A 25,391-nucleotide genomic window follows, 5' to 3' on the forward strand; every position below is an offset into this window, starting at 1 on the left:
CAAGATCAGGCGCTCGGTACCGCGTCCCCCGAAGTCTTTCGCAGATCGGCGAATTCGGAGATCGACGCCGAGGTGACCGAGGCGACCGGCCGGGCATTGGGCGCCGAGGCATCGGACTTCGACACCATCACCACGTTGTCGATGTAGGGCTGAATGGTCGTGCTGTTCTGCACGGTCGACACGATCACCAGTTGGAAACCGAACTTGCGGAACGCCGACAGCGCCTGCTGGGCGAACTGCGGATCCGACTTGGAGAACGCCTCGTCCAGCATCAGCTGGGCGAACAACGGCCGGGTGTCATTGCTGTCCGGGCTGGCCAGGTTGAAGCTCAGCGCCCCGGCCAGACAGAACGCCATGAGCTTCTCCTGCTCACCACCGGAGTTGTCACCGGAGTTGCTGTAGGTCCGGATCACCTCGCCGGTCTCGGCGTCACGCTCCTCGCAGTACAGCACGAACCGGTTGCGCACATCCAGGGCGTCACGGGTCCACTGCCGGTCCTCGGGGGTGGTGCCGGCCAACAACTTTCGCAGCTGCAGGATGTCGGTGTACTGATCGAACATCGCAGTCTCGTCGCCGAAGCTCACCAGCGATACCCGGGAGGAGATGCGCTGGGCCTTCTCGTTCAGCTCATCGACCGCCGCCAGATGCCGGGTACCGGCGTGCAGGGTCAGCCGGGTACCCCGGTTGAACTCCACCGCGCCCAGGCCGGTGTTCACCCGGGCGATCTGCTCGGTGATCCGCCGCGCCTCGTTGTCGGCAATCATGTGCAGGTTCAGGATCGCGCCCGGCGCCTGTTCGGTGATCAGCCGCTGCATGCGCTCGTACGCATCGGGCAGCTCACGCTCGTCGATCCGCCGGCACAGGCCCACGTAGTCATGCACCCGCTCGTCGAACACGTCGCTGTCGTTCGGGATCGCATCGGGGAACGAGCTGTCGTAGGCGGCCATGATGCCGGCCAACTCGTCATGCGATCGGTTGCGGTCCGCCCGCAGCCGGTCCCGCTCGCGGCTGATGACGCGGGTCAATTCGCTTCGGTACGGCTCGGATTCGAGCAACTCAAGGGTCAGGGCGACGTCGGCGGCGTAGCCGTCGATCGTGTCGCGGGCGTGCGACGGGAACTCGCTGGGCCCGAGGCGTTCGGTCAGGAGCTCGCTCAGCTCCAGCAGCGCAGTGCGCCTGCGGTCCAGCGTGGTCTCGCGTTCGTTGAGCGAGCCGATCTGCTGGATGACCTTCTCGACGCGCTCCCAGCATTCGTCGGCGCGCTGCTGCAGCCGTTCGGCGTCGGGGTTGTCGGAGACCAGCAGTTCGTGTTCGTCCTGCAGCCGCTCGAGCATCGCGTCGACCGAATCCGTGTCGATGTCGCTCCACTGCATGAACTGGTCACACAATGCCCGGCAGGCCCGCTCGCGGGATTGCAGCTGCCCGCGGTGCTCGTCGAGCCGCTCACGCGCGGTGCGCGCCACCTGGTACACATCCTGCGCGGCAGCCAGATCATCCTGCAGCGCTTCGACTTTGGCCGCCGTCCCGCCGAGGAAGATGTAGTCCGATGGCCGCAGCCGCGACCGGTCATCCTTGATCGAGAGCCGGCCGCTGTCCTTGCGCAGGCCCTGATCGGTGACCGCGCGGGACTGCTCGGTGAACTCCCCCGGTCCGTCGACGCACACGTAGTCACCGACAGCGGCGATTACGTTGAGCGCCTCCACGGCACTGTCGTGCGTCGGATCGGCGAGTTGCAGTTTGGTGGCCAGCGTGCCCGAAGGCGGGGTGCGCAATTGCGCACCATGCTGGACGTGCTGCAGCTGGATCCGGCCGCGCATGTCGTTCTCGTTGACGAAACGCAGTGTGCGTTCCATGTAGGCATCGGGCACCAGAAGGCGTAATCCAGCTCCGCGCAACACTTTTTCGACGGCCAGCCGCCACCGCGACTCGTCCGGCTTGAGCTCCATCAGTTCGGCCACGTAGACCAGATCGCGCTCGGAGATGTCCAGGGCCCGGGCGATGCGCGCCCGCATCTCATACTCGGTCCGCGGCAGCGGGGAACCCAGCCGCTGCACCCGCTCCAGCTCGGTTTCGACGCTCTCCCGGGCCTCACGGGCCCGGACTTCCTTCGCCGACGCCTCGACGTAAGGCTGGTTGCCGGTGAACAACTCCCGGTGCAGCCGGTCGGCTTCGTCCATCAGCGTCTCACGCAGCGACCAGAATTCCTCGCCGTCGTCCGGCGGGGTCAGACCCAGTGAGGTGACCTTGTCTTCATAGCCGGTGCGACGGCGCGACACCTCTTCACTGAGCCGCTCGGCCTCGGTCAGACGTTGCTGCAGCGGCACCAAATCCACCGTGACGGTGTTGATCTGCGCCATGAGCGAGTTGTGCTCGTTCTTGAGCTGGCGCTGCTGCGAACCGAACTCGTCACGCTGGGCGCCGAGCTGGGTGATCTGATCGTCGAGGTTGTCGATCTCCGGGCCGGCCTGGGCCAGCCGTAGGTGGTCGACGTAGTCGCGGATCATCGCGTTGTCGATGGTGTCGATCACGCCGAACTTGGCGGCCTCGTCGGCGTAACGTGCCTGTACCGCAGCGATGTTGCCGAGGGTGTTCCGCTTGCGCCGGGCCACATCGAGCAGGCCGCGGGCCTCGACCAGCGGATTGATCTGTTCCAGCGCCTCTTCCACACCGCTGAGGCTGACCGGCTCGTCGAGCATGAACTCGCGCACGAACTGCTCAAGACCACCAACGCTTTTCAGCGACTTGGCCTTGCCGAGCAGCTGCTGGGCCGCCTCGGAGGCGCGGATCCCGATGCTGGAGTACAGCTGGGCCAGGTACTGGCTCTCACTGCGACCGCCGGTCCAGCCGTCGTCGCGGAACACCGCGGCGTCATACCCGTTGGCCGCCCACCGGTTGCACAGGCCGAAGATGTCGCGGTCGTCGTTGATCAGGTAGTAGCGGCTGCCCGGATCCGAGGTCTTCTCAGCGGCCAGCCATTTGAGTACCAACCCGGTGACCGAACGCCCCGTACGGTCGCTGTACGTGACGGCGACCGCCGACCAGGCCGGGCCGGTCCCGCGCAGGTACATGATCTGGCGGCTGGTTCCTTCGCGTCGCTCACCCCAGGCACCACGGACGTACTTGTCGACGGTGCGCTTGCCGGTGCCCGAACCCGCGGCGGTGGTATCGCCGGAGGCGTTGAAGTTACGACGGTGCGACGGCAGGAAAGCCAGCGAAATCGCGTCCAGCAATGAGGATTTGCCGCTGCCCGAGGATCCGGTGATCAGCGTGCCGTGCTGACTGAACGGGATCGAATGGTACCCGTCGAACACGCCCCAGTTGATCACCTGTAGGCGCGAGAGGGAGAACTGATTGGTCGGTTCAGCCATGGGCGTCCACCTCGTCCTCGACTCGTACAAGTGCATCAGCATCGCCGGCATCATCGATCGTGCCGTTCGCAGCCCGCTTGAGCTGCTCGAACTGCTGCTGCAGTTCGGTGATCATCGACGCGGTCATGATCGCGTTGACCACCGGGCTGATGGTGAAACTGTCCTCGTCCTCCCGGTTGCGGCCGAGCATCTCGATATCGGTCAGCCGCTCGATCGCGTTGTCGATCCGCTTGTCGAACGAGGCGGTGTCGCGGTCGGTGTCGTTGTTGACCCCGGCGAACAACTCATGGATCTCGTCGCGGCTGATGAGAACGTTCTCGTCGCGCGCCGCCCCGCGCATGAGCTTGGCCAGATGCAGGGCCAGGATCGAGTCGTAGGTGTTCAGCGTCTCGCGTCGCAGCAACCGGCGCCGCCACTGAGATTCGTAGTCGGCCTGCTCGACGTAGGCAATGTCGTGATCGTCCGAGATGCACAGCCGCATATCGAGTTCCGACAGCCGCACGGTGAGCTCGGCGCGGTACCGGGTCACCCACGACCACAGCTCGGAGTGGTTGTCCTTGCTGACGTAGCGACGCGAGAGCAGGTGCTGCAGTGCCCAGCAGGCCCGGTCGGGCAGTTCGCTGACATCCCCGTCGAAGCGGGGCGCGCGGCGCTGGTCGGTGGACCGCTCGACGGCATCGATGCTCGGTAGCGCATCGAAATCGATCGACGTGTCAGTTACCGGCGACGTGTCCGGGGTGTCGGTCATAGCATGCTCTCGGTGGCAGTAGGGATCGACTCGGTGAAAACCAGTCGGGGGATTTCGATTTCGCGGTCGGCGCCCTCAAGGGATCGGAAGCGCACCCGAACGGATTCGGCACCGTCGGCAGTCTGTTGTTTGAGCGCCCAGGACCACAGCACGATCACGTGCCCGAGATAGGCCGAGTCCAGCATTCCGATCGCATCGGGCAGCGACAACGGCCCGGCTGCCACCGCGCCGTTGATCAGGTCGGCCAGCTCCGCGGCGTCCACCTGGGAGGCCAGCGCCGAGAACGCCGACAGGTTCACCTCCCCCTCCGAGGACTCGGCCTGCGACGGCGGGATCGCGTCACGGATCTTGAACGCAACGGCGCCAATCGAATTGAAGTCCGTTCGGACCAACGGCACCTCGATGCCGATCCGGCTGTCGGCGAGCGAGACGCTGAGGAGTTCATGCGCGACGGCCAATGCATCGTTGAGCTGACGGGTGACGCCGCGGCTGTGTTCCAGCGTGCCGGAGGCGACGAAGCGCTTGATCCGGCGCGCACAACGCTGCCGGGTCCGGCCCACCTCGGCCGTCTGCGCCGACACCAGGCTGAAGAACCCCGTCATCACCTCACGCAGGCCCGGATCCAGGTGCGGCAGCTCACGGGTCACCGCCTCGATGTCGGCCACCAGCGCGGCCCGCTGCTCGGGATCCTGGATCATCCGGGTGAAGGCGGTGTAGGAGGCACTCTCCCGGGAGGCGAACAGTGACTCGTAATCGTCGAACAACTGACGCTGACGCTCCCGGTACCCGAGATCGGTGTCGGCAGAGGCGTCGAGCAACCGGGTGGTGATGCGGTTTAGCATGCTGCCGTACTGGCCGATATCGGAGACGATCTGCTCCATCTGCAAAGCGATGGCACGGGCCTCGTCCTCGACGTCGACCAGGTCGGGTTCGGGGCGCTGCCCCTGGTCCAGGGCATCCAATTCGTCACGCAGCCTGGCGATTTCGGCTTCGATGTCGGCGCGGATGCGCTCGGGATCGTTGCTGACCTGTCCGGCCACCCGTCGCAGCCCCGCAGCGATGCCCGTGATCGAGCCGCCGGTGGCGATGGTGTCCTCACGGCGCATGCGGCGGCCGAAATCCAGCACGGCGCGCGCCTCGTAGGTGAGGTAACAGACATTGCGTTCGGTGTCGCCGGACTGCTCGGTGATCCGGTGCAGCCAACCCTGGCTGGCCCAGTACTTGATCAGGGCCAGGCCCGACTGGTCGGTCTCGGAGCCGAGGTCGGCCAGGTCACGTTCCAGGCGGACCACCAGTTCGATCTCGGTGAGCTTGGCGCCGCGGTCCAGGTGGCGTTCCATCAGCGTGAGGTAAGTGGCCAGGTTGTTCGTGACCAGCAGGCGCGCCGAACGCGAATCGGCGACCTCGCGATTGAGCTGGTAGAGCTGCTCCAGCGACGGGCCACTCATGCCCGCCTCAGGCATGGCCGGGCGTTTCCGTCGCGGTGAACATTCGCACCACTTTAGGCGGCAGCCGCGACAGGTTCCGTGCCAGTTCGGTTTGCTACCGGGGGAAAGCCGACATAGTGACCAACACCTCAACCAATACGCCCTACAGTCATCCGGTGACTCCCGCCAAGGTGCCGCCTGCCCGCGTTGTTCGTGCAGTCGAACGCGTTCGCCATCACCTGCGTCGCGTGCATCAGCGTGCCGTCCCGCCGCCCGCGGCGATGCTGGAGATGATCCTGGGCGCCTGGGTCGCCCAGGGCATCGCTGCCGCCGCACAGCTCGGGGTGGCCGACGCGCTGGCCGACGGCCCGCTGCACACCGAGGAGCTGGCGCGCCGGGTCGACGCCAACAGCGACACCCTGGACCGGCTGATGCGGGCCCTGGTCAGCGAGGGGATCTTCCAGCGCACCCGAGACGGGCGCTATGCGCTGAACCCGCTTGCCGACACCCTGCGCACCGACGCCCCGGTGGCCATCGGTGCGATGGCCCGGTTCGTCGGCGCGCCAGAGCACCGCGAACACTGGAGCCACCTCACCGATGCGGTGCGCACCGGTGAGGCCGTCATCCCCAAGCTCCGCGGCCAGGAGACATTTGACTACCTCGGCTCCCACCCCGAACTCGCGGTGATCTTCAACGACGCCATGACCAACGTCTCCGAGCTGGCCATCGCCCCGGTGGTGGCGGCCTACGACTTCACCCGGTTCGGCACCATCGCCGATATCGGCGGCGGGCACGGCCGACTGTTGGCGGCCGTGCTCGGGGCGACGCCGGGCGCGCAGGGAGTGCTCTACGACCTGCCGGACGTGGTCGCCGGGGCTCCGGAACTGTTGGGCAGCTACCGGGTGGCCGATCGCGTCCAGGTGGTTCCGGGGTCGTTCTTCGACAGTGTGCCCGCCAGCGCCGACGCCTATCTGCTGAAGAACATCATTCACGACTGGCCGGACGACGAGGCGCTGACCATCCTGCGCAATGTGCGGGCGGCCACTGCGCCGGGCACCACCCTGCTGCTGATCGAAGGGGTGATCCCCGACCACGACCGGGCCTTCATGGGCAAGTGGACCGATATGGAAATGCTGATCGTCACCGGGGCGCGGGAACGCAGCGCGGACGACTACCGAAAGCTCTACCAACAGGCCGGTTTCCGGCTCACCCGCGTGGTCGAGACGGCGTCCCCGTTCAGCCTCGTCGAGGGTGTGGCTGTCTGAACCTCATCCGCGGGTCAATCCGGCGGCTGGGCGGAGTTCAGCCGGCTCGCGTACTCGTCGTCGGCGCCCTGGTAGGCATTGGCGGCGTCGGTCAGTTTGCCTGCATGCGCGCTGATCTCGCTGCCGGCAGCCTTGACCGCAGCCTCCACGACCGAGGAAACCTCGCCGCAGGCGGCACCGCTCTGCAGGCCCGGCATGGCCGCTGCCGCGGCGCTCAACGGTTGCGCCACCGCCAGTGCGGTGACGGCCTCGCCCGCGGCGGTCTCGGCCGCGGCGGCCGACCGCAACGCTGCCGGAGCGACCTTCAGCTCAGAACCCATAGTGGCAGCGTAATGCCACTCTTACGGGTCTCCGGACAGCAGTTTTCAGTCCGCTAGTGCGCCGACTCTGCGCCCAGATCGCCACTCTGGGCCGAAACGTGATCTGAGTGCAGGCTCGGCGCAACCTCAGAGGGCGTGCCCTTCAGACCGCGCCAGAACAGGTTGATCATCAGCTCGGCGGCCTCGTTGACATCGGCGTCCCCGGTGCTGACCCGGCTGGCGATCGCCTCGCCGGCACCCACCAGCGCCACCGCCATCATCTCGAAGTCACTGTCGGGCTGAGGATTTCGCGTACCGGTGCTGAGCAGGCGGGCCACCAGGTCGATGATCCGGTCGCGGCCCTCACGGACGGTGTGCGCAAACGCCTGCGAGCTGGTGGCCTGGGTGTAGAGCACCATCCACGAGGCCCGGTTGGCGTCGATGTAGGTCAGGAACGCCAGCACGGCACTGCGCAGCAGGTCCTTGGGGCTCTGGGTGAAGTTGATCTCCCCGCGCACCACATCCACGAAACGGGTCAGCTCGCGGTCCAGGCAGGCGCCGAACAACTCCTCCTTGGAGCCGTAATAGAGATACAGCATCGGCTTCGAGATCTCGGCCTCCGCGGCGATCGCGTCCATCGAGGTTTCGTGATAGCCGTTGACCGAGAAAATCTGCACCGCAGCGTCGAGCATCTGCTGTTCACGCACGGCCCGCGGCAGCCGCTTCGTTCCACCTGCCATCCGACCAGGATAAGCGTCGCCAGAACCGCTCGTACCCGCGCGCTGGCAGGTTTGATGTGGTGTATTGGGCACCGGAGGTGGCGCGCGATGCCCGATGGTGAACTCGCCGACATCTTCGACGGTGTCGATGCCGAGGTTCCCGAGGCGCTGGCAGAGCACCTGCGCACAGTCGCGCTGATCGACCACCACGTGCATGGTGCCTTCGACGGGCCGATCGACCGGGCCGGATTCGAGGCGTCGATCAACGAGGCATCCACCAGTCCGATCCCCGGCTTCATGACCCAGTTCGACTCGCCGTTGGGTCTGTCCATCCGACGCTGGTGCGCCCCGCTGCTCGGCCTACCCGCTCACGCCGATGCCGACGCGTACTGGGACCGGCGCAGCCAGTTCACCCCGGCCGAGTTGGCCTCCCTGTTGCTGCCGCAGGCTCGGGTCGACCGCTGGATCGTCGACACCGGATTCCAAGGCGATCTGATCACGTCCCCGCAGCGGCTCACTGAGCTCAGTGGTCGCCCGTCCGCAGAGATCCTGCGTCTGGAGCGCCTCACCGAACAGCTTCTGGAAGCCGGCACCGCACCCGGCGAATTTCCCGACGCATTCCGCTCCGCGCTGCGCGATGCCACCCAAACCCCAACGGCCGCACCCGTCGTGGGCGCCAAGACCATCGCGGCCTATCGGACCTCATTCGACATCGACTGGGCCCGCCCTGACGATGCGGTGGTCGTCGAGCACGCCCGGGAACTCGCCGACCGGCCGTCGATCCGGGCGGACAGCCCGGCCCTGATCGCATTCGGCGTGTACGAGAGCGCCGAGCTGGGACTGCCGTTGCAGGTGCATGTCGGATTCGGGGACCGCGATCTGGACCTGCACCGCACCGACCCGATGTTGTTGCTGCCCCTGCTCCGCACGATGCCCCCGGTGCCGGTGTTGCTGTTGCACTGCTATCCATTCCACCGGCAGGCCGGCTACCTGGCGCAGGCCTTCGACAACGTGAACTTCGATGTGGGCCTTGGCATCAACCATCTCGGGGCGCGGTCGACCGGCCTGGTCGCCGAGGCATTGGAAACCGCGCCGTTTGCCAAACAGCTCTACTCGTCGGACGCCTTCGGCCCACCCGAACTACATCTGCTGGGTTCGGTGCTGTGGCGGCGCGCGATGGGACTGGTGCTGGGCGGCTGGGTACGCGCAGGCGACTGCAGCGAGTACGACGCGATCCGCTTCGTCGATCTCATCGGGGTGCGCAATGCCCAGCGCGTGTACTCGCTGTGAGCAGTGCGCTCAGCAGTGCACCCCGCCCTTCGCATCGACATTGCGCTGCACGGCAGCGTCCACCGCGGCCTGGTTCAGCTGGCCGTCGGCCAATGCCTTCTCCAGCCCGTCCAGCACCGCGGGCACCTCGTCGGTGGTGATCCACAGCGCGTTGTCCGCCCCGGCCTGCAATGCCTTGAGTACCGCCGCGGCCACGCCGTAGCGCTGGTTGATCGCCGCCATGCTGGACAGGTCGTCGGTGTAGATGACGCCGTTGAAGCCGGGTCCGCCGTAGTTGCCCGAGCGCAGCAGGTCATAGGCCGCGGGGCTGAGGCTTGCCGGATCCGATCCGGTCAGACCGGGCACCTCCAGGTGTCCGACCATCACGGCGACCGGGGCCTGAGTGGTCAGGGTCCTGTAGGGCACGAGGTCGTTGTTCTGCAGTTCGGCCAGGGGCGGCGTGGTGACGGCACCGGCGGTGTGCGAGTCGCCCGAGCCGTGACCGTGGCCGGGGAAGTGCTTGAGCACCGGCAGCACGCCGGCGTCCCGCAGCCCACGCGCGAAGGCGCCGGCGTACTCGGTGACCTTGGCCGGGTCATCGCCGAAGGACCGGTCACCGATGACGGTGTCGTCGGCATCCGAGGTGACGTCGACCACGGGCGCGAAGTCGACAGTGATTCCGAGGTCGCGCATCTTCTTCCCGCGGTCCAGCGCGATGCCGTACACCTCGTCGACGGATTTGGTCTGGGCCAGTACCCGCGCCGACGGCTGCTCGCCGATCAACGAGGCCAGCCGTGATACCCGGCCGCCTTCCTCATCGACGGTGACCGCGAGCGGCACCGGGCCGGCGGCCGAGATATCGGGCAGGGAGCCGTCGGTGAGCATCGACAGGTCGGTCCAGCTGCCGATCATGATTCCGCCGACGTGCTGCTCGGACACCACGGAACGGGCGTCGGCCGCATCTTTGATGCCGACGGTCAGCAGTTGGGCCAGTTTGTCGCGGGGTGACAGGGCGGCCAGATCACACACCGGGGCTGCCGGCATCGGCGCGTGGGTGGACATCGGCTTCGTGTCCGAGGATTGAGACTCTGGCGCCGGGGTGCTCGGAGAGCAGGCCAGCAACAGCCCGGACAACGCTGCGAAAGTTGCGACGAGACGCGGTGAAGCCATGGGCCCCGACCTTAGCCGCTGGGCAAGCGGTAATCGATTCTCTGCGTGTCGACGCAGGTCCACCTCGCACGGATTAGGGGTATCGCCGTGCTAGGTTGGCCGGGTGAACCGGTTTGTCGTACCCTCCGCGGCCAGCATTGTCGTCGGCCTGCTGTTGGGGGCGGCTGCCGTCTTCGGTGTGACGCTAATGGTGCAGCAGGACACGAAGCCTCCGCTGCAAGCGGGCGACCCGGCGTCATCGGTGCTCAACCGGGTCGAGTACGGCGACCGGTCCTAGCTTGGATGTGCCGCTGACGCGGCGGGCACCTGACTCGCCACTGTCGCGGCGCTGGTTGTGGGTGGTCGCCGCTGCGACACTGCTCCTGACTTTCGCCCAGTCGCCCGGAGAGATATCACCCGATACAAAGCTCGACCTGACCGCTAATCCACTGCGGTTCCTGGCGCGCGCGTTCAATCTGTGGAACAGCGATCTGCCGTTCGGGCAGGCGCAGAACCAGGCCTACGGCTACCTCTTTCCGCACGGCACGTTCTTCCTGGCCGGTGATCTGCTCGGAGTTCCCGGCTGGGTGACCCAGCGGTTGTGGTGGGCACTGCTGCTGACCGTCGGTTTCTGGGGCTTCATCAGGGTCGCGGAGGCCTTGGGCATCGGCAGTACCAGTTCGCGCGTGCTCGGTGCACTCGCGTTCACGCTGTCACCACGGGTGCTGACCACCCTCGGTGCGATCTCGTCGGAGACGCTGCCCGTGATGCTGGCGCCGTGGGTGCTTCTGCCGGTCATCCTGGCGTTCCGGGGAGCCGCCCCGGCGGCGACATCCGGTCAAGGCGACCGGAACCTACGGATGTTGGCCGCCCGGTCCGCGGGCGCGGTGGCGCTCATGGGCGCGGTGAACGCGGTCGCCACCCTGACGGGCTGCCTGGCCGCGATCATCTGGTGGGCCTGCCACCGGCCGAATCGGTTGTGGTGGCGATTCACCGCATGGTGGGCCCTGTGCGGGGTGCTGGCCGTCACCTGGTGGGTGGTGGCGCTGGTGCTGCTGGGCCGGATCAGCCCACCGTTCCTGGACTTCATCGAATCGTCGGGTGTCACCACCCAGTGGATGTCGCTGACCGAGATGCTGCGCGGTACCCACACCTGGACCCCGTTCGTGGCGTCGACCGCGACTGCGGCGGCATCGCTCGTGACGAGCACGGTCGCGGTCCTGGCCACCACCCTGGTGGCAGCCGCCGGGCTGGCCGGGCTCGCGTTGCGCTCGATGCCCGCGCGGGGCCGGCTGATCACCATGCTGTTGGTCGGCGTGGTGCTGCTGGCCCTGGGCTATTCCGGGGGACTGGGCTCACCCGTAGGTGCGGCCGTTCAGGACTTCCTGGACGGAACCGGCACGCCGTTGCGCAACCTGGCCAAACTCGATCCGGTGCTGCGACTGCCGCTGGCGCTGGGCCTTGCTCATCTGCTGGGGCGGATTCCGTTGCCGGGCAGCGCACCTCGGATTGTGTGGGTGCGCGCCTTCTCCCGGCCCGAACGCGACAAGCGCATCGCCGTCGCGATCGTGGTCCTCGCAGCCCTGGCCGCCGGAACCTCGATCGCCTGGACCGGCCGTATCGCGCCGGTCGGAACGTTCACCGCGATCCCGCAGTACTGGCACGACACCGCGGACTGGCTCGATGCGCACAACACCGAGCGGGGCCGGGTCCTGGTCGCTCCCGGCGCCCCGTTCGCCACCCAGACCTGGGGCAACAGCCACGACGAGCCGTTGCAGGTGCTCGGATCCAGCCCGTGGGGTGTACGGGATTCGATCCCGCTGACCCCGCCGGAGACCATCCGCGCCCTGGACTCGGTGCAACGGTTGTTCGCCGCCGGCCGCCCCTCCGCAGGACTGGCCGACAGCCTTGCGCGACAAGGCATTTCCTTTGTCGTACTGCGCAACGACCTGGATCCGGACGTGTCCCGGTCGGCCCGCCCCGTGCTGGTGCACCGCTCGATCGAGGGTTCACCCGGACTGACGAAGGTGGCGGAGTTCGGCGACTCGTCGGGACCGGGAACGCTGGAAGGCTTCGTCGCGGACAGCGGCCTGCGGCCACGGTATCCCGCCGTCGAGATCTACCGCGTCGACACCGGCGGAACCAACCCGGCCGCGCCGTATCTGGTCGACGCTGACGCAATGACACGGGTGGCTGGTGCACCCGAGGCGCTGCTGCGCCTGGACGAGCGCCGGCGCCTCGCCGGCCAGCCTCCGCTGGGGCCGATGCTGCTGACCGCCGACGCCGAGCGGGCCGGCCTGCCGGTACAGCCGGACCGATCCGCCGGGGTGATCGTCACCGACACCCCGACGGCCCGCGAGATCGATTACGGCCGCGTCGACGACCATGCCTCGGCGATCCGCACCCCCGACGACGCCCGCCACACCCACAACCGAGTCCCGGACTATCCGGCCGACAGGGCCGCGCCGGTTTACGGCAAGTGGACCGGCGGACGGGTATCCGTGTCGAGTTCCGCGGCGGACTCCACCGCGCTTCCCAACGTCGCACCGGCCACCGGGCCCGTCGCGGCCATCGACAGCGACGGTTCGACGTCATGGGTGTCCAACGCCCTACAGGCCGCTGTCGGCCAGTGGCTGCAGGTCGATTTCGACCACCCTGTCACCAACGCCACGCTGACCATCACCCCCAGCGCGACCGCGGTCGGCGCCCAGGTACGCCGCATCGAGGTGGCCACCGCGACCGGCACCAGCAGTCTGCGCTTCGACACCGCGGGTCAGCAGTTGACCATCCCGCTGCCGGTCGGCGAGACCCCGTGGGTGCGGATCACCGCGGTCGCCACCAACGACGGCTCTCCCGGTGTTCAGTTCGGCATCACCGACCTGTCGGTGACCCAGTACGACGCATCGGGCTTCGCCCACCAGGTCAACCTGCGGCACACCGTGGAAGTCCCCGCGCCGCCGGCGGATTCTGTTGTCGCTCAATGGGATCTGGGGACCGAACTGCTCGGCAGGCCGGGGTGCGCGGACAGTCCGGTCGGGGTACGGTGCGCGGCGGCGTTGGCGCTGTCCTCCGAGGAGCCCGTCAACCTGAGCCGCACGCTGACGGTGCCCACCCCCACCGAGGTCGAGCCGACGGTGTGGATCCGGTCACGCCAGGGACCCCAATTGGCCGATCTGGTCGCCCAACCCGGGACCACCCGCGCCTCCGGTGACGCCGATCCGATCGACGTGCTCGGCTCGTCCTACGCCGCCACCGACGGTGACCCGCGAACATCCTGGACTGCGCCGCAACGCGTCGTCCAGTTCAAGGCACCGCCCACGCTGACGCTGAAACTGCCCGCACCGACCGAAGTCGGCGCACTGCGGATCGATCCCGGCGCCAACCAACCGCCGGCGCACCCGACACTTGTGGCGATCGACCTCGGCGACGGCCCGCAGATGCATGAGCTGGCCGGCAACAGTGACGTCCAGACGGCAAAGCTCAAACCGCGGGTGACCGACACCATCACCGTGTCGTTGTTGGGCTGGAACGACATCATCGACCGCACCTCACTGGGTTTCGATCAGCTCAAGCCGCCCGGGCTTGCCGAGCTGACCGTGCTCGACGTGCACGGCAAGCCCATCGCCGCGGCCGATTCCGCCGCCAATCGCAAACGCTCAGTGACACTTCCATGCGGGAAGGGTCCGATCATCGGCGTGGCCGGGCAGTTCGTCCAGACCTCGGTGCGCACCACCGTGGGAGCCCTGCTCGACGGAGATCCGATTCCTGCCCATCCCTGCCGGACCGGCCCGATCGCCCTGCCGGCGGGCCAACAGGAGCTGCTGGTCAGCCCCGGCTCGGCGTTCGTCGTCGACGGCGTCGTACTGAACACCCAGGCAGCCGCCCAACTACGCACGGCGACAACCACTCCCGTCGACACCCCGGTATGGACACCGGACCGTCGTCAGGTCCAGGTGCCGGCGGCCGCCGACGCCCGCGTCCTGGTGGTCCCCGAAAGCGTGAACCCGGGCTGGATCGCGCGCAACGCCGAAGGTGTCGCGCTGACCCCGGTGAAGGTCAACGGATGGCAGCAGGGCTGGGTGGTGCCGGCCGGCCCGGGCGGGACCGTGACGCTGTCGTTCCCCTCGAACCGGCCGTACCGCATCGGGTTGATCGGCGGGCTCGCGCTGCTGCCGGTGCTGGCGCTGCTGGCACTGTGGCCGGCCCGGCGCCGCAGTCCGGATCTCGACCCGGTGCGACCATGGCAACCGGCCCCGGCGCTCGCCGGGGCGGCTGTACTCGCGGTGGGGACGGCCATCTCCGGCCTGCCAGGGCTGTTGGTCGCCGGCGGCGCGCTGGGTGTGCGTTATGCACTGCGCGACCGCGACCGCTGGCGCGACAACCTGACCGTGGCAGTGGCCGCGGGTGGACTCATCCTGGCCGGCGCGACGCTGAGTCAGTACCCCTGGCGGTCGGTCGACGGCTACGTCGGCCACTCGCCGTGGGTGCAGCTGCTCGCGCTGTTGTCGGTCACCTTCGTCGCGGCCTCCACGATCACGCCGCCGCGAACTCCTGAGCGGACATCGGACCCCGTCACGCAGCCGGCAGCGGCACCCGCCGACCACGGCTGAACTGGGCTTGCGCCGAAAGATCCGGCGGAGCTGTTGACAACACGGGTATGCGGTACTTACGGTACCGGCACGCGTGGCGCAGTCCCGGAAACACTTTGCTGTGTGGGGGATCGCAGGTTACGGACCTGGATTGCGCCCGACTGGATGCAGTAACTACGCAGTCAGTTGACAGGCAGACCATCTGGGTTGGCCGTGTTCGCGTGGCTGCGCACTATGCGGTGCGCACGGCTGCGGTGTCGGCGATGGAGGGGTTCGCCGACACCGCACTGCCCGGAGCTATGCCGTGGCCGCCAAAGCCTTGGCATCCTCGTCGGCGAACGTGTCCTCCAGCGTCAGCGGTGAGTAGTCGAGGTCGATCTCCTCGAGCGGCCGGCCCCTGGCACTGCTGATGGTGCCGAACCGGCGCATGCCCTTGTCGGCGGAGTACTGCATGAACTCGTCCTGCACCAGGCCGAACGGGATGTCCGGTGCGTAGAGGGCGAAGCCCTCCTCGGTGAGACGCAGCGCCAGCGGGATGAGCTCGTTCATCCGGTTCTCGAAAACCGCCCAGTTGGCATCGTCGGCGGCAACGTGACGCCGGCAGGTGAAGGTGCCCCATGCCATGTGGCGACGTTCGTCATCCCCGATCCGCTGGACCAGCTCCTGCATCCCGGGCAGGATCCCTCGGTCAACGCAAATCTTGTGCCACGCATAGTATCCCGTGAGCGCAAGCATTCCTTCGACGATGTGGTTGTACGTCACGGACGCCCGGACCTGGGCGGCCGGCGACGGGTCGGTGTACAACGCATCCAGCGACGCCGGCAGCTCCTCGTAGAACATCTGCCGGTAGGCCGGAAGCTCGTCGAAGTAGTTGTGCAGATCGTCGCTGATCCCGACGGCGTCGAGCCACATGCGGAACACCTGCGTGTGTTTGGCTTCCTCGAAAGCGAACTGGGTCAGGTACATCTCGTCGCCCAGGCGCCCTTCAGCCCGCATCGCGGCCATGAACGGCTGGATGTCCTTGGTGACCGCCTCCTCACCGGCGATGAACTCGGCACACAGTCGGGTGGCGTACTCACGTTCCCGATCCGTCAGCGCCTCCAAGTCCGCCCGGTCGCGGGAGAAGTCGATGTCGGCCGGATTCCAGAACTTCGCATTCCCGCCGGCGAACAGCCGCAACGGCACACTGTCCCAATTGAGACCGCCCTTGGCGAGCGAGCCGAAATTTGTGTGTGACATGGGAATTGACCTCCTCAGGTCTGGTGGGCTGCTTCGGTGGCCGCCGGCGATTTGAGTACCGCGAAGGCGGACGCCAGCACCGCGACGAGCCTGCGCACGGCGAGAGCTGGCTGCTCAGGGCTGGGCTCATCGAGGCCCAGGATCGGATCCATCCCACGGACGTACGGCGCGAGCGCCAGATGCGGGAAGATCATCAGCAACAGCGAAAGCATGGCGTCGGTATCGGCGTCCGCCCGCAGGTCACCCCGGTTCTGCGCGTCCCGCACGAGAGGTCGCAGCACGTCCAGGTAGTGCCGGTGGATAACCGTCCGCACGCTGACCCGGGCGTCGACGTCAACCTCGAAACTGGCGGCAGCGTGCAACGCCCGTTCCCTGGGGTGATCGGCGAAATAGGCCACCCAGTCGTCGAGCAGGTCGGTGAGGAAATCGAAGAACGGCCGGTTCGGATCGAGCGAGCGGATGCGCTCCTCCATGTAGGTGCGCACTCGCTGGCTGCCGATGTCGGCGATGAAGGCATACAGGTCGCGCTTGTCCGCAAAGTATTGGAACAGGCTGCCTTTCGCGACGCCGGCCCGCCGGGCGATGACGTTGAGGCTGCCACGGGAGTACCCGTGGGCCCCGAACTCCGCCTCGGCGGCCGCGACTATCGCATCCCTGCGAGCGGGATCCAAACGTGCCCAGGTGACCGTCGGCATCTGACTCTCCAGCCTGTATGACCACTGGTCATATTACTGTGATGGCGCTCACAGTCAAGGAGTTCTCACCGCGATCAGGTGGTGCGAAACCGGCTCGCCGTCGACCCACCGCTCAACCGACTGTTCGATGAGCAGGTCGTGGCCGGTCAGCCGGGTGCGGTGCTGTCGCAGATGCTCGTCCCAGGACCGCACCACGAACGCCTCGACAAACACGCCTTCGCGCTCCGCGGCACGGAACAGCCGCCATTGCGTGGCCCCGGTGCGCTGCCGGGACCGGCCGAGCACGCCCATCGCAGCGAAGAATTCGGTCTCGTGCCGGGGCTCCACCCGATAGGAGGTCAGCACCAATACGGGACCATCGGGCGGCTCCGGCTCGAACACCAGGGCCGGTTCAGGCCAGTGCGCGGACGGAGTCATGTCCAGATCGCCGGTGCGCTCGTGCAGCGGCCACCACCAGGCCGAGAGCGCACACACCACCAACAGGCCGGCACTGATCAGCAGGGCCGTCACGGTGCTGGCCGCACCCGCAACCAGGCCCCATACGAGCGAGCCGATCGCCTGGCCGCCCATGAAGGTCAGCTGGTACACCGACAACCCACGAGCCCGCACCCAGGCGGGCAGGCTCAACTGCATGGACGCGTTGAGCGTGGACAGCGCCAGCAGCCACGACGTACCACCGACGACGAGCGCCGCGAGAACGATGCCGAAATTGTGGACCAGAGCCAGAACCGCAGTGGCTCCGGCGAATCCGAAAGCCGCGACGATCAGCAGGATGTTCAGGCCGAAGGCCGACTGCAGTCGCCCCAAGACCAGGGCACCGAGCACCGCGCCTACGCCCAGCGCACCCAGTAGCAGCCCGTACCCGGACGATGACAAGCCCAGTTGACGTTCGGCGACGACGGCGAGCAGGCCCCACAGCGCGCTGCCCGGCGCGATGAACAGCACCGCGCGCAGCAGGATCCGCCGGATGATCGGCGATCTGCGGATGAACCGGCCACCCGCGCTGAGCGCGGCCAATGGTCGCTCGGCGGGCAAAACATGCTCGGCGGCGGGGCGACGCCAGAGCAGCAGGACCACGACAATGCCGGCGAACGAGACCGCGTTGAGCGCGAACACCAGCGTCGGGCCCGACAGGGATACCAGCGCCCCGGCGATCGCCGGACCGATCGCCCGGGCGCCGTTCAGACTCATACTGCCCAGTGCGGCAGCAGCTGGAATCTGTTCGCGTGGAACGAGATCCGGCTGGATCGCCTGCCAGGCCGGCGCGGTCAGCGCCTGCCCGCAGCCGATCAGGAACAGCAGGGTCAGCAGCACCGCCGGGGTGGCCAGCCCGGCACCGGTCAGCATCGCGAGCGCAGCGACCCCGGCCGCCATCGCACCCTGGGTGGCGAGCAGCAGCCTGCGCCGGTCGACCAGGTCGGCGAGCACACCCGACGGCAGGGCCAGCAGCATCACCGGCAGCGTGGTGGCGGTCTGCACCAACGGCACCAACACCGGGGCGCGCGGATCCCCGACCAGCATCCATTGGGCGCCGACCGTCTGCATCCACGTACCCAGGTTGGAGACGAACTGCGCGATCCACAGCGCCCGGTAGACCGGCGACGCCAGCGGCGCCCACGTCGACGTTGCGGTGACGGCCATCTACCCGATCGTGCCAGCGCTACTGCGGCATAGTGAGGACATGGCTGAAGTCCGCAACATTCCCGAAGCACGCCAGTACGAGATCACCGTCGACGGTGAGCATGCCGGCCTCGAGGCCTATGTCGACTCGGGCGATCAGCGCATCTTCTACCACACCGAGATCGACGACAAGTTCGGCGGACGCGGCCTGGCCGGCGAGCTGGTGTCGGCCGCGCTGGCCGATGCCCGCGCGGCCGGCAAGCGCATCGTGGCCGTGTGCCCGTATGTCGCCAAGTACGTCAAGACCCACCACGACTTCGACGACATCCTCGACCCGGTCACCCCCGAGGTGCTGGCCGTGGTCGAAGCCGCCAACTAGACCTTTGTGGCGGTCACCAGGAAGCCCGGCATCTGTGCGCGGCCTTCGGGCAGGGCGGCGTGCAGCTGGGCCGGCCGGATCTCGTCGACCTGCCAGTACCGCGAAACCTCTTCGCGCAATTGGTCTTCGGTGAATTGGGTGGGGCCCGGCCCGTCGTGATCGCCGAATGCCCCGGTGCCGAACGCCAGAATGTAGAACCGCGCCCCGGGAGCTGCCGCGTGGTACATCGAGCGCAGGTAGCCGTCGCGCAGTTCGTCCGGCAGGGCGTGCAGTAGCCCGCTGTCGAAAATCGTGGTGAACCGCCCGTCGTACCCGGTGAGCGACGAGATGTCGGCGGCCACGAACGTGGCATTGGTCAGCCCGCGTTCCTCGGCGGCCGCAGCCGCGGCAGCGACGGCCGTCGGGCTCAGGTCGATGCCGACGACGGTGTGGCCACGCGCCGCCAGTGCCAGTGCGAGCTCGGCGTGACCGCAGCCGGCGTCGAGCACGTCACCACGTACGGCACCGTCGGTGTCGATGATCGCGGTGTATTCCGGCTGCGGTGCACCGATGCTCCAGGCGGGGGTCTGCTGCTGCCGGTAGGCGTCGTCCCAATCGATCCGGTGAGTCATGTCGTCCGTCTCCGTTCCTTTAGTTCAAATTTGTACTATATTGACTGTAGGTCGAGATCGGCCCGGTGACAAGGCGATACTTCAGACTGTTCAAACCTGAACCAGTTGGCCGATTGGAGGAAGATGGCGCGCAAGCTGTCCACAGCCGAGGAGAGGGCCTGGCGGCCCTACATCGAGTCCAGCCTGCGCCTGGAGACGATGCTGGACGAGCGTCTCCGGGAGGCCACGGATCTCAGCCTGATCGATTACCACCTGCTGATGATGTTGGCGGATGCCACGGATCACCGCCTGCGGATGAGCGAACTCGCCGAGAAGATGGTGTTCTCCCGCAGCCGGATCACCTATCAGATCAACTCGATGACCAAGCGTGGCCTGGTGCTGCGCGAACCGGTCCCCGAGGACCGGAGGGGCTACCGCGCGGTGCTGACCGCCACCGGTGCCGACGCGCTGCGCGTCGCCGTGCCACTCCACAGCGAATCAGTGCGCGAACTGTTCTTCGACCACATCCGGCCCGATGAACTCGACTGTGTCGAGCGAGTATTCACCAGGCTGCACACCCACTTGCAGACCGATCTCCTGCAACATGACGACGGAAAGCAGAACCCATGACATTCACCCCCGCCGAACTGGCCTACCTGCGCGAGCAATCGATCGGGCGGTTGAGCACCGTCGGCCGCGACGGTGATCCGCAGATCCGCCCCGTCGGCGTCCACCTCAGTCCCGACGAGGCCGGCATCGACATCGTCGGACGCGCGCTGGCGTCGACACAGAAGTGGCGCAACGTACTTCGCAACCCGCAGGTGGCATTTATCGTCGACACGGTGACCTCGGTGACACCACCCCAGGCCCACGGAATCGAGATTCGGGGTACGGCAACGGCGTTGCCCGACGCGGGCACCACTGACGGCGGGTTGTCCGGCGACGTCATCCGCATCGTGCCGCGCCGGATCATCAGCTGGGGACTCGACGGTGCCGGCACCACTGCCCGTGACTGGACCGAATCCCCGAACACAACGGATTGACACACCTAGCATCGGGCTCGTGCCGACAGTCAACACCGCCCACGGACCCATCGATACCGCCGACCTCGGCGTCACGCTCATGCACGAGCACGTCTTCATCATGAGCAGCGAGCTGACCCAGAACTACCCCGAGTCCTGGGGCGACGACGCCAGCCGGGAAGCCGACGCGATCGCGCGGCTCACCGAACTCAAGTCCCACGGCGTCGACACCATCGTCGATCTCACGGTGATCGGACTCGGCCGCTACATTCCGCGTATCGCCCGGATCGCCGAGGCCACTGACCTCAACATCGTCGTCGCCACCGGCTTTTACACCTATAACGACCTGCCGCTGACGTTCCACTTCAGCGGACCCGCAGTGGGCCTGCCCGAACCGATGACCGAGTTGTTCGTCCGCGACATCGAACACGGCATCGCCGACACCGGGATCAAGGCCGCGATCCTCAAGTGCGCCACCGACGAACCCGGCGTCACCCCGGGCGTCGAACGGGTCCTGCGGGCCGTGTCCCAGGCCCACCGGCAGACCGGTGTGCCGATCTCCACCCACACCCATGCGGCCAGCCGGCGCGGCCTGGAACAGCAGCGCATCTTCGCCGAGGAGGGGGTCGACCTGTCCCGGGTGATCATCGGCCACTGTGGCGACACCACCGACATCGGCTACCTCGAGGAGTTGATCGCCAACGGCTCCTACATCGGCATGGACCGCTTCGGCGTCGATGTCTACCTTCCGTTCGAGCAGCGGGTCGCGACCGTCGCGACCATGTGCGAGCGCGGTCACGCCGAGCAGATGGTGCTCTCGCACGACACCTGGTGCTACTTCGACGCGCTGCCCGACGAACTGACCGCCCAGGCCCTTCCGAACAGCCACTACCTGCACATCCACAAAGACGTCCTGCCGGCACTACGTGAGCGCGGGGTCACCGAGGAGCAGATCACCACGATGCTGGTGGACAATCCGCGGCGGATCTTCGACCGCAAGGGCGGGTACTGAGATGACCGACGCCATCCCGACGATCCCGACCCAGTTCACCCAGTTGGCCGAGGCCGACCCCGACCGGCCTGCGGTGACGTGCCAGGGCATCACGCTCACCCGAGCCGAGCTGGACCGCTCCACGAATCGACTCGCCCGTGCCTACGCCGAACACGGTGTACGACAGGGTGATTACGTCACCATCAGTCTGCCCAACTCGATCGAATGGGTGCAGGCCACCCTGGCCACCTGGAAGCTCGGCGCGGTGCCGCAACCCCTGTCGCCCCGGTTGCCCGATTCCGAGTTCGCCGGAATCCTGGCGTTGCGCCCCCGGGCCCTGGTGGTCGGCCGCCAAGCCGGTGAAACACCATGGTTGCCAACCGGTTTCACCCCCGATGCCACGCTGTCCGATGCACCGCTACCCGAGGCGGTCGCACCGACGTGGAAGTCGATGGCCTCGGGCGGCAGTACCGGACGCCCGAAGCTGATCGAGGCGGGCGGCGACAGCCGGGTGCCGGCCCTGATCGGCGTCCCGCTGGGCGCCCAACCCGACGACGTCACGCTGATGTCCGTGCCGTTGAGCCACAACACCGGTTTCACCACATTCGCGATCGCGCTGCTGCAAGGCCACCACCTGGTACTCATGCCCCGCTTCGACCCGGCCGAGTTCCTGCGGCTGGTCACCGAACACCGCGTGACGTTCCTGACCACGGTGCCCACCATCATGCAGCGGCTGCTACCGGTCTACCGGGCCGACCCGAAAGCCTATGACCTGTCGAGCATTCGCCGGTTCTGGCACGTCGGCGCACCCTGCCCACCGGCCGTCAAACAGGCGTGGATCGATCTGCTCGGCCCGGACGCGCTGTGGGAACTGTACGGCGGCACCGAACTGCAGGCGCTGACCTTCATCTCCGGTGAGCAGTGGCTGGCCCACCCCGGATCGATCGGTGTGGTGGTGGCCGGCGAGATGAAGGTGCTCGACGACGACGGCCGGGAATGCCCGCCCGGCGTCACCGGGGAGATCTACATGCGGCCCGGACCCGGCAGCGCGCCCACCTACCGCTACGTCGGCAGTACGGCCAAGAGCCGGGACGGGTGGGACTCGCTCGGAGATCTGGGGTACTACGTCGACGACGGCCCCGAGCGCTTCTTCTACCTCAACGACCGGCGGGTGGACATGTTCACCGTCGGCGGGAAGAACGTCTACCCGGCCGAGATCGAATCCGCGCTGGCCGACCATCCCGACGTGCTGTCCTGTCTGGTCGTCGGCGTACCCCACGAAGACCTGGGCCAGGTGCCACACGCTCTGGTGCAGACAACAGGTGCGTCGGACCTGGATGCCGCTGCGGTGCAGGCCTTCCTGCGCGAGCGCCTGTCGGGCTACAAGGTGCCCGCTGACGTGGAGTTCGTCGACACGCCGCTGCGTGACGACGCAGGCAAGGCCCGTCGTACCGCGGTGCGGGACGAGGTCATCGCGCGGCTGGAGCAGGCTCGGGCTCGTCGGTGATCGAGCTGTCCAGCGGCGGCACCGGGCTCTCGTTCCGGTACTCCCAGCGCCGCAACGCCTCCCGGCACGGTGATTCCACCAGCGCGTAGCTCACCGCGGCCAGCGCGAAGCCGAACACCAGGGTCAGCACCAACACCACCAGCATCTGCCCGTTGAACAGGAACTCCCCGATCATCGGGAACACCATGGCCAACGCCGCCAGATGCCAGACGAACAGACCGTAAGACCAGCGGCCCAGCGTGACCATCACCCGGTTGCCCAGAATCGGGTGTTTGGTGCCGGGGTGGTCGAGGACCAGCGGGGCCAGCAACGCGCCCGCGACGATCGCGCCCATCGCGGTCTTCAGCGTCACCTGGCCGACCGAGCCCGGGCGCAGCCCTTCCAGGCCGGCCAGCGGCGAGGCCGCGATCGCGAACGCCACCGCGGCGATGACGCCCATCAGAATCCGGCGCCGGGCCAACCGGTGCACCCAGCCGAATGGGCTCACAGTGAGTTCAGCGAGCACCATCCCCGCGGCGAACCAGGAGAAGAACGCCGGCGGCCAGTTCCACGGGTTGAGCCCGGTGGTGCCGGAGAACGGGATGCGCACCCACAACAGGCTCAACGCTGCGAGGGCGATGATCACACCGATACGGGCCCGCACCGGCAGCCGCCGCGCCAACAGCGCCAGCAGCGGCAACGCCAGATAGAAACTGACCTCGACCGACAGACTCCACATCTGGGTCAGCCCCGCTGTCAGGGTCAGCGGCACATAGATCTGGGTCAGGGTCAGGTTCGCCAGCCACACCGTCAGATCGGCCTTTGCCTCCGGAAGGAGCAGGACGATCACCACGACCGCCACGACATAGCCGGGCATGATGCGCACGATGCGGGATCGCAGGTAATGACCCGTGCGGGGGCGGGGGCGCAAACCTCGCGCGGCTGCGGCATGACCACGCCACAGCAGGAACCCCGAGAGCGCGAAGAACACCGCGACCGCAAGGTCGAATCGGCCGAAGAACCGGCCGCTCACCCCGGTGGTGTGACCGGTCTGGAAGGCAACGTGGGTGAGCACCACACCCATGGCCGCGCATGCGCGCATGCCTTCGACGGCCGGAAGGAAACCACGTGTTCCCCCGACCGCCTCCGGACCGGTTTCCGGGTCCGATGCTCCGGTCGCCACGGCGACCAGTGTGCCGCGCCATGGCAACCCCGCCAAACTGCGGGTCAACGCACCCGCGACGTGCAACCGGAGTAAGTGATGGCCTTAAATAGTGCTGTTAGGGTCGAACGGGTTTGCCTCACGACGAGTTGGCCCACACTGAAGGAGGCACGGTTTGAACCGCGCAGTGGCGCTGCGTATCGCGGCATGCGGACTGATGGGGCTGGGTGCAGCCCTGCTCATTGCCGCACTGTTGCTGACCACGTACACCAAGGGCAAGATCGCCAAGATCCCGCTCAACCTGGATGCCAGCCTGGTCAGCGACGGGACCGCGACCGCTTTCGATCCGGAATCGCTGGTGGCCCCGAAATTCTCCGTGGACCGCAACGTGCCGGTGGCACTTCAGCAACAGGTCAGCGTGGAATCACCGTCGAACGCCGACGTGGTAACGCTGCAGGTGGGCAGCACGCTGCGGCGGACGGACCAGCAGAAGGACTCCGGCCTGCTCTTGGCGATGGTGGACACCGTCACCATGAACCGCAGCACCGCGCTGGCCGTGTCCAGCGACAACAACCCGGGCGGGGCGCTGCAGAAGCCGCGGGCCATCGAGGACGAGAAGCCGCCGACGAACGTCGCGCTTCCGCACGAGGGCCTGACCTACCGGTTCCCGTTCGATACCGAGAAGAAGACCTACCCGTTCTTCGACCCGATCGCCCAGAAGGCGTTCGACGCGAACTACGACGGTGAAGAAGACGTCAACGGGCTGACCGCCTACCGGTTCATCCAGAACGTGGGCTACGACTCCAACGGCAAGCTGGCCGAGCCCATCAAGTACTCCTCGCTCTACGAGGACGACGCCGACAGCACCGTCACGGCGAGCCCCGAGATGTGGGGTGTGCCCGGCGAACCCGACGAGCGGATCACGATGGACCGCTTCTACGCCGCGCAGCGCACCTTCTGGGTGGACCCGGTGTCGGGCACCATCGTCAAGACGCAGGATCACGGCTACCAGTACTACGCACGGGACGCGCTCAAGCCCGAGGTGACCTACGTCGACTACAAGGTCACCTACAACGAGGAGACCGTGGAATCTCAGGTCGCGGCCGCTCAGGACGAGCGTGACCGGGTGTCACTGTGGACCCGTGTCCTGCCGATCACGTTCACCGCGCTGGGCCTGCTGGCACTGGTCGGTGGCGCCGTCGTGGGTTCGTTCGCGGTGCGCGCCGAGTCCACTCTGATCGATCCCGGACTCGACACCGCCGATCACGGCTTCTTCGACACCCAGGGCTTCCAGGTTCCCGGTGCCGAGGCCAAGACCGAGAAACTGCCCGCTCAACGACCGTCCGACCTACCACCGGACCGGCCGATCTGAGC

Annotated in this window: 20 protein-coding genes and 1 pseudogene; 10 read left to right on the forward strand and 11 right to left on the reverse strand. The window is 67.3% G+C overall.

What is annotated here, in order from left to right; genetic code table 11:
• Positions 1–5: 5 nt before the first annotated feature.
• From ACWEFV_RS07590 to ACWEFV_RS07600, 3 genes are read right to left on the reverse strand one after another with little or no spacing between them, the layout of a single operon-like run.
• Complete coding sequence (locus ACWEFV_RS07590) at positions 6–3,368, reverse strand: ATP-binding protein (RefSeq protein WP_450069685.1); 3,363 nt, start codon at positions 3,366–3,368, stop codon at positions 6–8.
• Complete coding sequence (locus ACWEFV_RS07595; RefSeq protein WP_450069686.1) at positions 3,361–4,116, reverse strand: DUF4194 domain-containing protein; 756 nt, start codon at positions 4,114–4,116, stop codon at positions 3,361–3,363. The genes ACWEFV_RS07590 and ACWEFV_RS07595 overlap by 8 nt, the downstream gene beginning before the upstream one ends.
• Positions 4,113–5,564, reverse strand: coding sequence for a DUF3375 domain-containing protein (locus ACWEFV_RS07600; RefSeq protein WP_450069687.1), 1,452 nt, complete (start codon positions 5,562–5,564; stop codon positions 4,113–4,115). The genes ACWEFV_RS07595 and ACWEFV_RS07600 overlap by 4 nt, the downstream gene beginning before the upstream one ends.
• Positions 5,565–5,719: 155 nt before the next feature.
• Here ACWEFV_RS07600 and ACWEFV_RS07605 point away from each other — a divergent pair, with 155 nt between their 5' ends.
• Positions 5,720–6,808, forward strand: coding sequence for a methyltransferase (locus ACWEFV_RS07605; RefSeq protein WP_450069688.1), 1,089 nt, complete (start codon positions 5,720–5,722; stop codon positions 6,806–6,808).
• Between the two features lie 14 nt (positions 6,809–6,822).
• Here ACWEFV_RS07605 and ACWEFV_RS07610 read toward each other — a convergent pair whose 3' ends face one another.
• Together ACWEFV_RS07610 and ACWEFV_RS07615 are read right to left on the reverse strand one after the other, a co-directional pair.
• A complete protein-coding gene (locus ACWEFV_RS07610; protein ID WP_450069689.1) occupies positions 6,823–7,128 on the reverse strand; it encodes a type VII secretion target in 306 nt (101 codons plus the stop codon).
• Positions 7,129–7,181: 53 nt separating this feature from the next.
• Entirely contained in the window at positions 7,182–7,847 is a 666-nt protein-coding gene (locus ACWEFV_RS07615; protein ID WP_135451598.1) for a TetR/AcrR family transcriptional regulator, read from the reverse strand.
• Between the two features lie 87 nt (positions 7,848–7,934).
• On the opposite strand from ACWEFV_RS07615, the gene ACWEFV_RS07620 reads away from it, so the two are divergent.
• Positions 7,935–9,116 (forward strand): amidohydrolase family protein, encoded by a 1,182-nt coding sequence (locus ACWEFV_RS07620; RefSeq protein WP_450069690.1) that lies wholly within the window; start codon positions 7,935–7,937, stop codon positions 9,114–9,116.
• A 9-nt stretch (positions 9,117–9,125) separates the two neighbouring features.
• On the opposite strand, the gene ACWEFV_RS07625 is transcribed toward ACWEFV_RS07620, so the two are convergent.
• The gene (locus ACWEFV_RS07625; RefSeq protein WP_450069691.1) at positions 9,126–10,265 is read right to left on the reverse strand and encodes a glycoside hydrolase family 3 N-terminal domain-containing protein; all 1,140 of its coding nucleotides are present in this window, start codon (positions 10,263–10,265) and stop codon (positions 9,126–9,128) included.
• A gap of 103 nt (positions 10,266–10,368) precedes the next feature.
• Between ACWEFV_RS07625 and ACWEFV_RS07630 the strand changes: the two genes are divergently transcribed.
• The gene (locus tag ACWEFV_RS07630; protein WP_003891682.1) at positions 10,369–10,542 is read left to right on the forward strand and encodes a DUF2613 domain-containing protein; all 174 of its coding nucleotides are present in this window, start codon (positions 10,369–10,371) and stop codon (positions 10,540–10,542) included.
• A gap of 40 nt (positions 10,543–10,582) precedes the next feature.
• On the forward strand, positions 10,583–14,854 hold the full coding sequence (locus tag ACWEFV_RS07635; protein ID WP_450069759.1) for an alpha-(1->3)-arabinofuranosyltransferase domain-containing protein: 4,272 nt from the start codon (positions 10,583–10,585) through the stop codon (positions 14,852–14,854).
• 276 nt (positions 14,855–15,130) lie between these two features.
• Here the strand turns inward: ACWEFV_RS07635 and ACWEFV_RS07640 are convergent, their stop codons facing one another.
• The 3 genes and pseudogenes from ACWEFV_RS07640 to ACWEFV_RS07650 form a co-directional block, all read right to left on the reverse strand.
• Positions 15,131–16,072 carry a R2-like ligand-binding oxidase gene (locus tag ACWEFV_RS07640; protein ID WP_450069692.1) on the reverse strand — a complete coding sequence of 314 codons (942 nt, stop codon included), beginning with the start codon at positions 16,070–16,072 and terminating at the stop codon, positions 15,131–15,133.
• Positions 16,073–16,076: 4 nt separating this feature from the next.
• A pseudogene (locus ACWEFV_RS07645) lies at positions 16,077–16,767 on the reverse strand (TetR/AcrR family transcriptional regulator); the annotation flags it as partial.
• Between the two features lie 54 nt (positions 16,768–16,821).
• Positions 16,822–18,408, reverse strand: a complete 1,587-nt coding sequence (locus ACWEFV_RS07650; RefSeq protein ID WP_450069693.1) for an MFS transporter — start codon at positions 18,406–18,408, stop codon at positions 16,822–16,824.
• A 40-nt stretch (positions 18,409–18,448) separates the two neighbouring features.
• Here ACWEFV_RS07650 and ACWEFV_RS07655 point away from each other — a divergent pair, with 40 nt between their 5' ends.
• Entirely contained in the window at positions 18,449–18,766 is a 318-nt protein-coding gene (locus ACWEFV_RS07655) for a GNAT family N-acetyltransferase (RefSeq protein ID WP_450069694.1), read from the forward strand.
• Here the strand turns inward: ACWEFV_RS07655 and ACWEFV_RS07660 are convergent.
• Positions 18,763–19,377, reverse strand: coding sequence for a class I SAM-dependent methyltransferase (locus ACWEFV_RS07660; RefSeq protein ID WP_450069695.1), 615 nt, complete (start codon positions 19,375–19,377; stop codon positions 18,763–18,765). The two genes, ACWEFV_RS07655 and ACWEFV_RS07660, sit on opposite strands and share 4 nt — an antisense overlap.
• Positions 19,378–19,482: 105 nt before the next feature.
• On the opposite strand from ACWEFV_RS07660, the gene ACWEFV_RS07665 reads away from it, so the two are divergent.
• Genes ACWEFV_RS07665 through ACWEFV_RS07680 form a run of 4 tightly spaced genes read left to right on the forward strand, consistent with a single transcriptional unit; the run spans position 19,483 to position 22,876 of the window.
• Complete coding sequence (locus tag ACWEFV_RS07665; protein WP_450069696.1) at positions 19,483–19,986, forward strand: MarR family winged helix-turn-helix transcriptional regulator; 504 nt, start codon at positions 19,483–19,485, stop codon at positions 19,984–19,986.
• Positions 19,983–20,399 (forward strand): PPOX class F420-dependent oxidoreductase, encoded by a 417-nt coding sequence (locus tag ACWEFV_RS07670; protein WP_450069697.1) that lies wholly within the window; start codon positions 19,983–19,985, stop codon positions 20,397–20,399. Before ACWEFV_RS07665 ends, ACWEFV_RS07670 begins: the two co-directional genes overlap by 4 nt.
• 19 nt (positions 20,400–20,418) lie before the next feature.
• A complete protein-coding gene (locus ACWEFV_RS07675) occupies positions 20,419–21,390 on the forward strand; it encodes a phosphotriesterase family protein (protein WP_450069698.1) in 972 nt (323 codons plus the stop codon).
• A gap of 1 nt (position 21,391) precedes the next feature.
• Entirely contained in the window at positions 21,392–22,876 is a 1,485-nt protein-coding gene (locus ACWEFV_RS07680) for an AMP-binding protein (RefSeq protein WP_450069699.1), read from the forward strand.
• Here ACWEFV_RS07680 and ACWEFV_RS07685 read toward each other — a convergent pair.
• Entirely contained in the window at positions 22,839–23,957 is a 1,119-nt protein-coding gene (locus tag ACWEFV_RS07685; protein WP_450069760.1) for an acyltransferase family protein, read from the reverse strand. The genes ACWEFV_RS07680 and ACWEFV_RS07685 overlap by 38 nt on opposite strands.
• Before the next feature lie 235 nt (positions 23,958–24,192).
• On the opposite strand from ACWEFV_RS07685, the gene ACWEFV_RS07690 reads away from it, so the two are divergent.
• A complete protein-coding gene (locus ACWEFV_RS07690; protein ID WP_450069700.1) occupies positions 24,193–25,389 on the forward strand; it encodes a DUF3068 domain-containing protein in 1,197 nt (398 codons plus the stop codon).
• Positions 25,390–25,391 lie beyond the last annotated feature (2 nt).

Source organism: Mycobacterium sp. NPDC004974 (assembly GCF_053600815.1).